Genomic DNA, 14,780 nt, shown 5'->3' with positions numbered 1-14,780 from the left:
CACCATGCTAGATCCTGAGGCTAAGTAGTCATCAATATATATTTTTAGGAAACCTGTATGCCAGTCTTAAATAAAAAGTTGGAAAAGCAGCTGTTATCGTCATTAAAGCAATCGTTAATTGCCTCTTGCCAACCCGTTGATAATGGCCCAATGGATAAGGTTGAACATGTTGTTGCTATGGCGCTGGCCGCAATTGATGGTGGCGCAAAAGGGGTAAGAATTGAAGGTGTTGAAAATGTTCGCGCTGTTGCCAAGACAACCTCTACACCCATAGTCGGCATTGTTAAAAGAGATTTAACGGACAGCCCAATACGTATTACTCCCTTCATTGATGATGTGAAGGCTTTAGCACAAGCTGGTGCCAGTATCATCGCCTTTGATGGTACTGATAGGAAGCGCCCGACCGCGATGTTAGATCTGCTTGATGCCATTCATCAACATGGCTGTATTGCTATGGCTGATTGTGCTGACTATGAGACAGGCTTAATGCTGGCAAAGCATGGCTGCACTTTTATTGGCAGTACCCTGTCTGGTTATATCGACTTAGCGCATACGCCGAATGAACCTGACTACCCATTAGTCTCGCTCTGGGCTGAACAAGGAATCAATGTCATTGCTGAAGGCCGATATAACTCGCCAGAACGCGCAGCTAAAGCCATCGAACTTGGCGCTTTTTCAGTGACCGTTGGTTCAGCCATTACACGTGTGGAGCATATCACCCAATGGTTTGTTGGCAGTATTGATAATGCGGTTAGCAGCACAACTGAGAATACAACTACATAATAAAACGGTCAAAATTCTATGCCAAAGCTCAGATAAAACTAAAGGGAAGTCGTTAATGAACATAGCAATTGATGTCGGTGGCACCAAGATATCTGCAGCACTAATGAACCATGGTGAAATCATTGAACAACGTAAAATTGAATCCGTTATTCATAGTGATTTACTCAATTTAGCAGCACACCTTGTCACCCTTTGTCACGACTGGGTAGCTAAAGCAGAATATGTTGCTATTGCTTGCACCGGCCAAGTCGGCGGTGAGTATGTTAACTTTCTTTCAGCTAAGCAGAAGCTGCCATTAAAATCACAGCTTGAACGTGGTTTTAATATGCCCGTATTTATTATCAATGATGCAGCCGCAGCGGCTTGGGCTGAGTACTGCATATTGAATAACCTCGCCACAGAAGTGAATCAAGCAACCAATGTCAGCGGCAATGTTCGCCGGACTGACGATACCTTAGTTTACATTACCGTATCGACAGGCATTGGTGGTGGCATGATTCAAAATGGGCAATTGGTCACCAGCACAGATGGATTTTGTGCCCACTTAGGCCATGTGTCAGTGCAACATAGCAGTCAGCAATCAATTAAGTGCCACTGTGGACGAGTCAATTGCGTCGAAGCCATATCCTCAGGTACAGCGATTGCGAAACAGGCTTCATTAATTTTAAACAAAACGGTGAGCTGCAAAGCCGTTTTTGAACACTATCTCGCTGTGCCTGAAATCGTAAAGCTGATTGAAGATGCCAGTAGCGCAGTCTGCGACTTAATTGCCAATATTAAGGCTGTAACTGGGACAAACATTGTTATTTTAGGCGGCAGTGTCGGCTCAGTAGAGATATTCCAGCAACAAGTACTCGCGAAAGTTGCGGATCTACCAGACATTTATCAAGTAAACATTACCCGACCTAAAATGGGGGCTGATGCCGATTTGATCGGTGCATATTTTTACGCCAATAAGAAGATTAATGACTCGTTAAACTTAAAGTTATCAATCTAGCATACTTATAACACATATCATGGATGAACAAAGCTGGTGTAAATGTCTGAGAGTTTTAGGTATGTATTACCTAAAACTCTCATTAATGGTTTGCAGCACATGATTACCTGGACACAGAGTTTTCTGCTTCAATGAATTCAGTGGCGTATCTGACGTATTGTTTATCTCATGGTAATCATCCGCTTCAGGATCGATATACATCAGTCCTGTCAATATTTTCCCCTCTGATTTAAATTGCTCTATCTTAGTCATCGCCTTAATTCTATCGTGGGCATCATAATCAGCATCGATTCTCGACAGGCGCAGTATTGAGCCATCATGGAGGCAGATATCTTCACTGTCCGACTGGCCATTTTCACAACGTATCTCTTGCTTAACTGGAACAAAATCGGCTACCGCCGCAGTGGTGATATGATCATGAACATAGTCATAGGAACGATTAGATTCAGGATTATTATTGAAGGTCACACAAGGAGAGATGATATCAATAAAAGCAAACCCCTTGTGACTGATGGCCGCCTTAATTAAGGGCACTAACTGAGATTTATCACCGGAGAAACTACGGGCAACAAAGGTCGCCCCAAACTGCAGCGCACTGACGCAAAGATCGATATCAGTGAATAAACTGACCTCACCTGACTTACTCTTCATCCCCTGTTCAGCAGTCGCGGCAAGCTGGCCTTTAGTTAATCCATAAACTCCATTATTTGCCACCATGTAGAGCATATTTAATCGACGTCTCACCACATGAGCGAATTGACCGAAACCTATCGAGGCACTGTCTCCGTCGCCGGACATACCTAAGTAGATCAAATCTCGATTCGCCATATTCGCACCGGTTGCCACCGAAGGCATACGCCCATGCACCGTATTAAAACCGTGGGCATTGTTAAGAAAATAGTTGGGCGCTTTTGAGGAGCAACCAATGCCGGATAACTTAGCTATTCGATGTGGTGGGAGAGACAACTCGGCGCAGGCCTGAGCAACGGCAGAGGTAATAGAGTCGTGACCACACCCCGCACATAAGGTCGACAGTGCCCCCTCATAATCTCTATGGGTTAAGCCAAGATCATTGACTTGCAATCTTGGGTGTCTAAATTGTGGTTTGATATAACTCATAGCACCTCCTTAACTCGCTGCCTGTTCCGTATGTTCTGCCAGCCTAGCTTGTACTGCTTCGACAATGAACTGAGCAGTAATAGCCAAACCATCGTAATGCAGCAGAGCAAACATCGAAGCGGGATCGATCTCCATCTCATTACAGAGTAATTTTCTCACTTGGCCGTCACGGTTTTGTTCAATGATAAAAACCATCTCATGCTCATGAATAAAGCTTGATATCTGTGCTGAGAAGGGAAAAGATCGAATCCTTAATGTGTTGGCCTTAACGCCTTGCTCACTCAATAAACTAACCGCTTCAGGCATAGCCTCTGCCGTCGAACCATAAAAAACTAATCCAACCCGCTTGGCTTTGGCATTAATATTGATATCAGGCTTGGGCAGATATTGCAGTGCAGTTATAAACTTACGCTCAAGACGCTCCATATTGTGGATATAATCCTCCCCTTTTTCCGTATAAACGGCGTACTCGTTATGGGATGTGCCTCGAGTGAAAAAAGCGCCTTTTGTCGGATGTGTCCCCGGTAAAGTTCGATAGCAGATCCCATCACCATCCACATCAAGATATCGGCCAAAATCGACGACCTGCTCTAACTCATCACTGTCCAACACTTTTCCTAAGTCATACTCATGTTCATCATCCCAATTAAAAGGCTCACTAAGATGAAAGTTCATTCCCATATCCAGATCTGTCATCACAATAATCGGGGTCTGCAGCCTATCAGCTAAATCAAAAGCCAGCGCACTGAACTCGAAGCACTCCTTTGGCGTTGAAGGAATGAGTAATATTTGCTTGCTATCGCCATGAGAGGCATAAGCACAAGTCAACATATCTGATTGTTGTGTACGAGTGGGCATGCCAGTTGACGGTCCAGCTCGTTGAACATTCATTAGCACTAAGGGAATTTCAGCAAAATAAGCAAGACCAAGAAACTCTGTCATCAACGAGATCCCTGGGCCACTTGTCGCCGTAAAAACACGTGCACCACTCCAGCCACCTCCCATAGCAATCCCGATGGCAGCCAACTCATCTTCAGCCTGTACTATGGCGTAATTTTTTTGCCCGCTGGCAGGGTCAATACGTAATCGTTGACAGTAGGAAGCAAACTTCTCAATGACTGAGGTAGAGGGCGTAATTGGATACCAACCCACCACGGTTGCGCCGCCATAAACCGCCCCGAGGGCACACGCTGTGTTGCCATCAACTAGAATTCTTTCGCCGATCAAATCTCGTCGCTCAACACACACGGGCAAAGGACAAGTAAATTGCTTATTGGCGAATTCAAACCCTAACTCTAAAGCGTAGATATTGGGCCGTATAAGTTTCTCTTTTCCCTTAAACTGATCTGATACCAGTTCTTTAAGCACCTTAAAGTCAAGGCCCAGCAAGGCGGCAAGAGCACCAACATAGATAACATTTTTGAACAACTGGCGCTGACGAGGATCACTATATTCCGCACGGCAGATATCTGAGATAGGCATGCCCAAAAAGTTGACCTCTTTTCGCATCAACCTCTGGGGTAAAATTCGGCTGGAGTCATAAAGTAGAAAGCCGCCAGGCTGCACTGATTCAATATCATCGGCAATGGTCTGTGCATTCATCGCAACCACCACTTCCGGCGCACCATCACGGCGACCCAGAAAGTCTTTCTCGCTGATCCTCACCTCAAACCACGTCGGCATACCTTGAATATTTGAGGGGAAAATATTCTTGGCACTGACAGGTAATCCCATGCGCATTATGGCCTTAGCAAACATATTATTAGCACTTGCCGAGCCGGTACCATTGGTATTAGCAAAGCGAACCACAAATTCATTAATTGATTGAAACAGGGTCATAGGATTGCAGCCTTTAGGTCTTTTAAGGTGAATTTTTTCATGTCCCACGCCCCAGTTGGGCAGCGCTCGGCACACAGACCACAATGAAGACACATATCCTCATCTTTAATCATCAGCTGACCTGTCTTTAGTGGGGCTGAGATAAGTATCTCTTGTTGTGGATTGATGTCGCTAACTTTAAGCTGACCCAACACTCTAACGTCACCGACCTCCTCTACGTCAACAGCGACCGTGATAAAATTAATACAATCCACCGGACAGATATCTTCACAGGCAGAGCACTCAATACAGATAGCTTCACTAAATACCGTATGAATATCGCAATTGAGACAACGACTGGCTTCGGCCAATGCCATCTGCTCGTCATACCCCAGCTCCACTTCACTGGCTAACTGCTTGACTGCTTGCTTTCGGTCCATATGAGGCACTGTATACCGCGTATCAACTTTTATCTTGTTATGGTAACTCCACTCATGGATCCCCATTTTCTGGCTAACTAAATTAAACCCACTAACAGGCCGCTCAATAATGGGATCTTTTCCCTGACAGAAAAGATCGATAGAGATAGCCGCTTTATGACCGTGGGCCACGGCGGTAATAATGTTTTTAGGACCAAACGCTGCATCACCACCAAAAAAGAGATTGGATAAACTCGCTTGCAGTGAAACATCGGCTACCACGGGCTGATCCCATTGATTGAAGGTGATACCGATATCTCGTTCAATCCAAGGAAATGCCGTATCTTGCCCTATTGCTATTAAGACCTTGTCACACTCCATCAAAACGGTATTACCTGTATCGATGAGACTTCGCTTGCCCGTTTCATCAAACACAGAGTGAACCTCTTCAAACAAGACACCGACAAACTTGCCCTCCCGCATCACAAACTCAAGCGGTTTATGATTACCGATAAGCTCAACATCTTCGGCCATGGCATCGGTTTTTTCCCAGGGTGAAGCCTTCATCGCTTCCAGACTCGAGCGAACCACTACCTTTACCTGCTTGCCGCCTAAGCGCCGTGCTGTACGACAGCAATCCATGGCGGTGTTTCCTCCACCAAGGACGATGACCCGTTTTTCAATTGTATTGGTATGATCAAAAGCAACACTCGAGAGCCAATCTATCCCGATGGCCAGATGCTCACTGGCCTTTTTACGTCCAGGAATGTTTAAATCTCTACCCAGAGGAGCCCCAGTGCCAACAAAAATCGCATCAAACTTCTCATCAAGCAACGCCTTCATGCTCTCAATGGTCTTACCAAACCTCGTCTTGAGTCCCATATTCAGTATCAATGCCAACTCTTCATCAAGTACCGTTTCTGGCAATCTGAAGGCGGGGATCTGGCTGCGCATCATACCTCCCGCTTTATGCTCTTTATCAAACAGGGTGATCTTATATCCCAGAGGCAGTAAGTCTCTTGCAACGGTCAAGGAAGCTGGGCCGGCTCCTATCAGCGCTATATGTTTACCGTTTTTCTCTTCAGGTATGGCGGGCATTAATGCCAGGATATCGCCTTTATGATCTGCTGCAACTCGTTTGAGTCGGCAAATTGCCACCGGCTCCTCCTCCACTCGTCCTCTGCGACATGCTGGTTCACAGGGGCGATCACAGACTCGACCTAAAATGCCAGGAAAAACATTTGATTCCCAATTGAGCATATAAGATTCAGTGTATTTTCTATCGGAGATCAAGCGAATATATTCAGGGATAGGGGTGTGAGCTGGGCAAGCTTGCTGACAATCAACCACATTGAGAAAGTATCGAAAATTAGAGGTATCTGTTTTTTTCAACATAACAACCTTAAATACCGATTGGTATAATTTATCCTTGTCTATTTAATGTACATTAATTTTCAAAGAAGGGCTGTTTTTTTATGCTGTTACTGAATTTAGAAAGCGTATTCCTATTGGGAAAATGTCATTGAGCAATGATAAATATAAAAGGGCAATAATCTGACTAAGATCATTGCCCTTTGGCTTATGGAGTTCCTTTAGATCCCCAGCTTATCTCGCATGGTGTAATACCAAGCGCCGATAGCACTGAAAGGTATCTTGAACATATGCCCACCGGGGAAAGGATAGTGTGGCAAACTGGCAAACACATCGAATCGGCTCGCTTGACCATGGATTGCTTCAGCTAATATCTTGCCAGCCAGATGTGTATAGGTCACACCATGACCACTACAGCCTTGAGAGTAATAGATGTTGTCACCGATACGGCCCACTTGCGGCAAACGCGACAGCGTCAGCAAAAAGTTACCCGTCCAAGTAAAGTCGATCTTCACATCTTTAAGCTGAGGAAAGGTGGCTAACATCTTTGGACGAATAATCGCTTCAATGTCCGCAGGATCGCGAGCACCATACACCACTCCGCCACCATAGATAAGCCGCTTGTCACCGGATAATCTAAAGTAGTCCAGCAAGTAGTTACAATCCTCAACGCAGTAGTCCTGAGGTAATAAGCTGTTGGCCAACTCGTCACTCAATGGCTCTGTTGTGAGTACCTGAGTACCACAAGGCATTGATTTAGCTTGCAGCTCTGGCATCAAGCCATTGAGATAAGCATTGCCCGCCACCACTACAAACTTAGCCTTAACCGACCCCTTTGCCGTATGGACAACCGGGTTATCCCCTTGATCGACGCGAATAACCGCCGAGTCCTCATAGATCACCCCGCCTAAGGACTCGACCGCAGCGGCTTCCCCTAATGCCAGATTCAGAGGGTGGATATGGCCGCCACTCTTATCTAATAAACCGCCAATGTACTGCTCCGAACCTACAACGGAGCGGATACCTTTGCCATCGAGCAGCTCAAGATGCCCCCTATGTCCATGCTTCTCCCACAGAACTTTTTGCGCTTCAAGATGTCCCATCTGCTTAGGATTAAGGGCAGCAAACACACCACCATCTTTTAAATCACATTGAATATTGTGCTTATTAATTAACTCTTTAATGATTCGAGAGCCTTCGAACGCCATCTCACCAAACAATTTCCCCTTCTCTTTGCCGACGGTCTTCTCAATAGAGTCAATATCACGACTAAAACTGTTGACGATCTGCCCGCCGTTGCGACCTGAAGCCCCCCAACCAATACGTGCCGCTTCGAGTATGGTCACACTAAAGCCCAACTCTAACAGATGCAGTGCTGTAGATAGACCTGTGTAACCGGCACCGATAATACACACATCGGATTCGATATTGTCGGCGAGTTGTGCCCGTTCTACTTTGTCATTAGCCGATGCCGCATAATAGGAATCTGCATGAGGTATGCTTGTCATAACCTTCACCTACTTTCATATTTATTTAATCCCACACCAAGAACACATTGCCTGCATGGGAGATTGAAAAGGCATTAAGCCACCATAGCTTAATGCATTATTTTATTTAATTATCAAAATGCTACATAGCTGGCACTAAGCTCTTTTTATCACTGCGTCTTGCAAAATACCATGAAATAAAGGCAATCAAGGAAACTGTCAGAATGATCAATGTAGCCAAGGCATTTATCTTAGGAGAGACGCCCATGCGTACAGAGGAAAACACCACCATAGGTAAGGTCGTCGCCCCAGGGCCTGACGCAAAGCTTGCAATAACCAGATCATCCAGCGACAAACTGAATGAGAGTAACCAGCCTGCCATTAGTGAAGGGGTTATCATCGGCACCGTGATATAGAAAAAGGTCTTAAGAGGCGTTGCGCCTAAATCTTGAGCCGCTTCCTCAATAGAACGATCTAATTCACGTAGCCTTGCTGACACTACCACGGCGACATAAGCCGCGCAGAAGGTCGAATGGGCTATCCACACCGTCAACATGCCACGCTCTGCAGGCCAGCCAAACAGATCTGCCATATGAACAAACAGTAACAGCAACGAAAGACCCGTGATCACTTCCGGCATAACCAATGGCGCGGTGATCATATTCGAGAGCGTCGCCTTGCCCCATGACCGCTTAAATCGCGTCATTACGAACGCCGCCATCGTGCCCAATATCACCGCCATCGTCGATGCAAAAAAAGCGACTCGCAAACTGGTCCACACCGCATCTAATATCTGCTGATCACGGAATAACTCACCGTACCATTTAGGTGAAAAGCCGCCCCAAACAGTCACCAGTTTCGACTCGTTAAATGAGTAGAACACTAAGATAAACATGGGAGCATAAAGGAAAAACATCCCCGCCCAGAGCATGATGGTAGAAAAGCTCATCTTCTTTAATCTGTTACTCATGCCTCTTTCTCCATACTTCTAGATTGGTAACGATGAAACAGGGTAATAGGAATGATCAACAAACCTAACATCACAATAGCGAGCGCGGATGCCACCGGCCAATCGCGATTATTGAAGAACTCCTGCCACAGTACCTTACCTATCATCAAAGAGTCCGGACCACCAAGTAGCTCCGGAATCACAAACTCACCCACCACAGGAATAAACACCAGCATGGAGCCCGCAATAACCCCACCTTTAGACAGAGGCAAAGTGATCCTCCAGAAGGTATTGAGCGAACGAGATCCTAGATCTGACGCCGCCTCAAGCAAACTAACATCAAGCTGAGACAGCGTCGCATACAGAGGCAAGATCATAAAAGGGAGGTAGGTATAAATAATGCCAATATATACAGCAAAGTTAGTATTAAGCATTTGAATTGGCTCAGATATCACTCCAAGCCACATTAAGACATTGTTGACCACTCCATTGTTGCTCAAGATCCCCATCCAGGCGTACACACGAATAAGAAACGAAGTCCAAGAGGGCAACATCACCAACAGAATCAATAAGACTTGCTTCTCTTTTGGTGCTCTAGCAATGGCATAGGCCATTGGGTATCCAATTAAGAGACAACCTAGGGTGGTAATACAGGCCATCTTTAATGAGCCAAGGTAAGCATATAGGTACAGAGAGTCATCGAAAATAAGCAGGAAATTACCTAAGTTCAACAGAATATTAAGCGATTCATCGGCGTAGCTGACTAAGGAATCATAGGGAGGGATCGAGATGGCTGCTGTCGATAAGCTGATCTTAAGCACTATAACAAAGGGTAATACGAAGAATAACAGTAGCCAGAAATAGGGGACGCCTATGGTCCAGCATTGGCCTTTAGGCAGTTTAAACGTTAATGACTTTTTCATCACATGGCCTCCTATGATCTGAGGACCACTCCACTGGTGGCCTCCCAGCTGATGAAGACCTTGTCTTCCCACGTGGGAGGATCTGAACGTCTATCACTGTTGGTCATCACAGATTGGATCACCTGATCATTCATTAGGCGGATGTAATAAACCGAAATACCACCTAAATAAGCGATATCAACGACCACACCTTGGCACCAATTGTACTCACCTTCTGGCTGTTCACGAGTAATACGAGCTTTTTCAGGTCTCACCGCTAACCAAACGGTTTTATCTTCTACATTGGTTGACACGCCATGTCCGATATAGAATTGCTGCTCCAGATTCGGCGCTTGGATAATCGCGTGGTCAGCTTTATCAACCACTATCTCGCCCTCAAACAGGTTTACCGAACCAATAAACTCCGCCACCATCCGCGATGAAGGGCTCTCATAGATATCCATAGGGGAGCCAGTTTGTGCTATCCACCCGTCATTCATGATCGAAATACGTTCGGCCATGGTCATGGCTTCCTCTTGATCATGGGTCACCATGACACAAGTCACACCAACGGCTTCGAGTATATCCACTACCTCCAGCTGCATTTGAGTTCTTAGCTTTTTATCTAATGCACCCATCGGCTCATCGAGCAACAACAGCTTGGGACGTTTAGCTAAAGATCGCGCCAATGCCACCCGTTGACGCTGGCCACCAGATAGCTGAGCAGGTTTACGTTTGGCATACTCTTCCATGTGCACCAATTTCAGCATTTCTTTAACACGGGAGGTAATTTCATCTTTAGGTAACTTGTCTTGCTTCAATCCAAAGGCGATATTCTGCTCTACCGACATATGGGGGAACAGCGCATAGGATTGAAACATCATATTGATCGGTCGTTCGTGTGGCGGCATGTCAGTAATATCGACCCCATCGAGATAGATGCGGCCTTCTGAGGGCTTGTCAAAACCTGCCAGCATACGCAGCAAGGTGGACTTACCAGAACCAGAGCCTCCTAACAGGGCAAAAATTTCCCCTTGATATATGTTCAAAGACACATCATCTACTGCACGAACTTCATCAAATAATTTACTGACCCGCTCAATCTTAAGCAGGACTTTTTTTGGCGTCTTTGTTATAGGTTTATTCATGACGCTTGAGGTGCTAACCATAATACTTCTCCACTAAAGCCGTCTAAACTTAAGGCAGCTTCAGCAATTTATAGAGGTTGAAGGTGGTTCAGGGGCAAGAGTCCTTGCCCCACTTAAGCGATATTAATAACCTGACTTAACCTTGGTCCAAACACGTGTCATCGCACGCTGAGCCTTCATCGGACGCACTTCTGCGACATAAAGACGCTCGAGTACTTCTGCTGTTGGGTAGATAGCAGGATCGTTGAGGATCTCTTTATCGACTAAAGGTTCTGCCGCCGTATTGGGGTTAGCGTAAGCAACGTAATCAGTGATCGGAGCAATCACCTCAGGGCGCAGTATGTAGTTAATGAAGGTGTGGGCATTTTCAACGTTCGAGGCATCGGCAGGAATCGCCAACATATCGAACCAAAGATTAGCGCCCTCTTTAGGAATGGAGTAAGCAATCACCTGGCCATTATTGGCCTCTTCTGCGCGCGCCGCCGCCTGGAACACATCACCTGAGTACCCAAATGCGACACAGATATCGCCATTAGCTAAGTCTGTAATATAACGCGATGAATGGAAGTAGGTGACAAATGGACGCACTTTATCCAGTACTTCACCGGCTTTTTTGTAATCCTCTTTCTTATTACTGTTTGGATCGAGGCCGAGATAAACCAACGCCATAGGCAACATCTCATCGGCAGAGTCGAGCATAGATAAGCCACACTTAGAGAGCTTTTCAGCGTATTTAGGGTTAAACAATAACTCAAGAGAGTCCGTAGGTGCATCTGCACCTAATATCTCTTTTACCTTACCTTCGTTATAACCAATGCCCGTGGTGCCCCATAAATATGGCACTGAATATTCATTGCCAGGATCAGCAGCTTCTAACTGTTTCATCAGATCCGCTTTGAGATTTTTATGATTAGTGAGTTGGCTCACATCCAACTTTTGAAAAGCACCTGCTTTGATTTGCTTAGCCAGAAAATTGTTTGACGGTACGACTAAATCATAACCTGAACGGCCCGAAAGCAACTTAGCTTCCACCACTTCATTGCTATCAAATACGTCATAGACAACACGAATACCGGTCTCTTTTTCAAAGTTTGCCAAGGTATCTTCGGCAATATAATCAGACCAATTATAAACTCTAACCACCTCTTCAGCCATGACATTAGTGCTTACTAGCACGCCGGCAGCTATTAAAGCTAACGTGGTTATCTTCTTAAAAATATTCATGCTATCTCCTTGATTTAGTGTAGTAACAGTCTGAGACTGTTATCTGTCATTGTTTTCCGGCCAAGCCGGTTATTTTAACCAATGCTACACCTTTGAAACCGCATCGGCAGTTTGCACAGCCAACCCTTAAATTGTTATCCAACCCAAAGACTTTTTACGATGTTCTCTTACTTTTTATATGTACATTTTCGGGTCATCCCAATGACCCGAAAATACGTTTACTCGTTATACTGTCAGCAGCAAATACTCACGTTCCCATGAGCTTATCACCCGCTTATAACTGGCCAAATCAGCTTGTTTTACCGCGATGTAACCGGTTGTGAATGCTTCACCTAAATATTCAAGACACGCCGCACTCTCAGACATCACAGCTAACGCTTCCTCAAGTGTCAGCGGTAAACTAATGCTTTGACGAGTCTCGTTCGCTCTGCCTTTGACTTCGGTCGATGGCTTCACATCATCGACCATGCCGATATAACCCGCCAACAAACTTGCAGCAATGGCTAAATAGCTGTTTGAGTCAGCACCGGCGATACGGTTTTCAATGCGGAGATTTTGTGGCGAAGACTCAGGAATTCTAAGCCCGCAAGTGCGGTTCTCTTCGCCCCATTCGAGGTTAATCGGCGCTGATGTACCGGGAAGAAAACGTCTGAATGAATTTACATTTGGGGCTAATAGAGGAAGGAATTCAGGGATGTATTTTTGCAAGCCACCGATAAAACTAAAAAACAATGGACTCTTTGTGCCATCTTCCAGAGAAAAGATACTCTTACCTGTTTTAGTATTAACAATGCTCTGATGCAGATGCATGGCACTGCCCGGCTCATCGGCGACAGGCTTAGCCATAAAGGTAGCACATATATCATGCTTAAGCGCCGCTTCACGTAGGGTACGTTTAAATACAAATACCTGATCAGCCAGTGATAACGCATCGCCATGGCTGAAGTTGATCTCCATCTGAGCCGTGCCCTCTTCATGGATCAAGGTATCGATGTCGAGCCCCTGAATTTCACACCAATCGTACATATCTTCAAAAAGCGGATCATATTCATTGGCGGCATCAATAGAGAAAGATTGACGGCCCGACTCTTGGCGTCCGCTACGACCAACTGGTGGAATCAACGCCTGATCTGGATCTGCATTTCTGCGGGTCAGATAAAATTCCATCTCAGGGGCAACGACAGGTTTCCAGCCTTTATCTTCATAAAGCTTAAGCACTTTTTTCAACACATTACGTGGTGAAAGTTCAATGGGATTACCCATCTTGTCAAACGTGTCATGAATAACCTGCGCAGTTGCTTCAATTGTCCATGGCAGCTTAAACACCGCATCTTCATCGGGGACACAAATAAAATCAATATCCGCTTTATCCAATAGTGCATCGTAGGGCTCATCTTCAACATAATCACCAGTGACCGTTTGCAGCAGCACACTCTCGGGCATTCTCATGCCTTTTTCATCGATAAACTTACCAACCGGTGCAATCTTGCCACGGGCAATACCGGTCATATCACAGATCACGCACTCAACTTCAGTAATCTTATGTTCTTTTAAATAAGCGGTTAACTTCTTCATTTTATCTCACTCGGTTCATTGCACGACGTTCACAGGCATCACTGAATAACTTGAAAATGGAAGTATAAAAAGGATTATCAAGTACCTTCCATTCTGGATGCCACTGCACGCCTAATGCGAAATTTTTAGCATTGTTAATAGAGAAAGCCTCTACTAATCCATCTGACGCGAAAGCTTCTGGCCGTAACCCTACACCCAGACGATCTACGCCTTGAGTATGCACAGAGTTCACCTCTGCAGAGCTACGACCCCACGCCTCGTGGAGTAAACCTCCAGGTTCTATCTGTACCTCATGGGAGATCCCATATTGCACACCTACCGGCTTAGTTTTATCTTCTCTATGTTCAATATAACCACCCAATTGATGTAATTTCTGGTGAAGCGTGCCACCATAAATGACATTCATCTCCTGAAAGCCACGGCAGATAGCCAACACAGGAACACCGGCATCAACGGCAGCTTTTAGCAAAGGAAGTGTGGTCGAATCTCGCTTAGGATCATGGTGTGTACCCGCTTCACTGGGTTGCCCCTGAAAATGATGGGGTTCGATATTTGAGGGTGAACCAGTAAATAAAATACCGTCGAGTCTAGGTAGAATCGACTCAGCTGGACAGTGTCCCAGTGCAGGTATCACCAATGGCCAAGCTTTAGTCGCATCGACAATGGCTAACAAATATTTCTCACCCACAATATTAAAAGGATGTAAGCCTAATTCTAGATTGCACGCCGTCACCCCAATGACAGCAAGCCTTTCATCCGACATAAATCACCTTTTATCGTTATATTTTAGTTTTTATAATGTTTGCAAGAGTTAATTTATTCGAACACACCTTAACAACTTGTTCACTTTATCAAACACTACACTGAAAGAAGCATACAGGCAAGCGCAGAAATGAATACAATCTAAAATCCATTTCAAATACATATAAAAGACAACAATAACAAAAACTTAATAGATAACACTTCGTTAGAATAGGTAAATGACAGA

At 45.2% G+C, this 14,780-nt stretch carries 12 protein-coding genes; 2 read left to right on the top strand and 10 right to left on the bottom strand.

The features are described from left to right. Window positions 1-57 precede the first annotated feature (57 nt). Both HWQ47_RS07040 and HWQ47_RS07035 read left to right on the top strand, forming a co-directional pair. Window positions 58-783 carry an N-acetylmannosamine-6-phosphate 2-epimerase gene (locus HWQ47_RS07040; RefSeq protein ID WP_269970464.1) on the top strand — a complete coding sequence of 242 codons (726 nt, stop codon included), beginning with the start codon at window positions 58-60 and terminating at the stop codon, window positions 781-783. Window positions 784-838: 55 nt separating this feature from the next. After that, entirely contained in the window at window positions 839-1,780 is a 942-nt protein-coding gene (locus HWQ47_RS07035) for an ROK family protein (protein ID WP_269970463.1), read from the top strand. Window positions 1,781-1,846: 66 nt separating this feature from the next. Here HWQ47_RS07035 and HWQ47_RS07030 read toward each other — a convergent pair whose 3' ends face one another. From HWQ47_RS07030 to HWQ47_RS06985, 10 genes are all read right to left on the bottom strand, one after another. After that, on the bottom strand, window positions 1,847-2,899 hold the full coding sequence (locus HWQ47_RS07030) for a 2-oxoacid:ferredoxin oxidoreductase subunit beta (protein ID WP_269970462.1): 1,053 nt from the start codon (window positions 2,897-2,899) through the stop codon (window positions 1,847-1,849). A 9-nt stretch (window positions 2,900-2,908) separates the two neighbouring features. Further along, window positions 2,909-4,738: a 2-oxoacid:acceptor oxidoreductase subunit alpha gene (locus HWQ47_RS07025; RefSeq protein ID WP_269970461.1), complete on the bottom strand. Its 1,830-nt coding sequence runs from the start codon at window positions 4,736-4,738 to the stop codon at window positions 2,909-2,911. Continuing rightward, window positions 4,735-6,531: an FAD-dependent oxidoreductase gene (locus HWQ47_RS07020; protein ID WP_269970460.1), complete on the bottom strand. Its 1,797-nt coding sequence runs from the start codon at window positions 6,529-6,531 to the stop codon at window positions 4,735-4,737. Before HWQ47_RS07020 ends, HWQ47_RS07025 begins: the two co-directional genes overlap by 4 nt. 197 nt (window positions 6,532-6,728) lie before the next feature. Next, window positions 6,729-8,015 carry an NAD(P)/FAD-dependent oxidoreductase gene (locus HWQ47_RS07015; RefSeq protein WP_269970459.1) on the bottom strand — a complete coding sequence of 429 codons (1,287 nt, stop codon included), beginning with the start codon at window positions 8,013-8,015 and terminating at the stop codon, window positions 6,729-6,731. 121 nt (window positions 8,016-8,136) lie between these two features. Next, a complete protein-coding gene (locus HWQ47_RS07010; RefSeq protein ID WP_269970458.1) occupies window positions 8,137-8,964 on the bottom strand; it encodes an ABC transporter permease subunit in 828 nt (275 codons plus the stop codon). Further along, a complete protein-coding gene (locus HWQ47_RS07005; RefSeq protein WP_269970457.1) occupies window positions 8,961-9,866 on the bottom strand; it encodes an ABC transporter permease subunit in 906 nt (301 codons plus the stop codon). The genes HWQ47_RS07010 and HWQ47_RS07005 overlap by 4 nt, the downstream gene beginning before the upstream one ends. Window positions 9,867-9,877: 11 nt before the next feature. After that, window positions 9,878-11,014, bottom strand: a complete 1,137-nt coding sequence (gene potA, locus HWQ47_RS07000) for a polyamine ABC transporter ATP-binding protein (RefSeq protein ID WP_269970456.1) — start codon at window positions 11,012-11,014, stop codon at window positions 9,878-9,880. Window positions 11,015-11,116: 102 nt separating this feature from the next. Then, a complete protein-coding gene (locus HWQ47_RS06995; RefSeq protein ID WP_269970455.1) occupies window positions 11,117-12,217 on the bottom strand; it encodes a polyamine ABC transporter substrate-binding protein in 1,101 nt (366 codons plus the stop codon). A 225-nt stretch (window positions 12,218-12,442) separates the two neighbouring features. Beyond that, window positions 12,443-13,792, bottom strand: coding sequence for a glutamine synthetase family protein (locus tag HWQ47_RS06990; RefSeq protein ID WP_269970454.1), 1,350 nt, complete (start codon window positions 13,790-13,792; stop codon window positions 12,443-12,445). Between the two features lies 1 nt (window position 13,793). Continuing rightward, window positions 13,794-14,555, bottom strand: a complete 762-nt coding sequence (locus HWQ47_RS06985; RefSeq protein WP_269970453.1) for a gamma-glutamyl-gamma-aminobutyrate hydrolase family protein — start codon at window positions 14,553-14,555, stop codon at window positions 13,794-13,796. Between the last annotated feature and the right edge of the window lie 225 nt (window positions 14,556-14,780).

It is taken from the genome of Shewanella sp. MTB7, assembly GCF_027571385.1.
GTDB lineage: Bacteria > Pseudomonadota > Gammaproteobacteria > Enterobacterales > Shewanellaceae > Shewanella.
The sequence above is the reverse complement of the archived record's forward strand: the minus strand, read 5'-3'. Positions and strand labels throughout refer to the sequence as shown.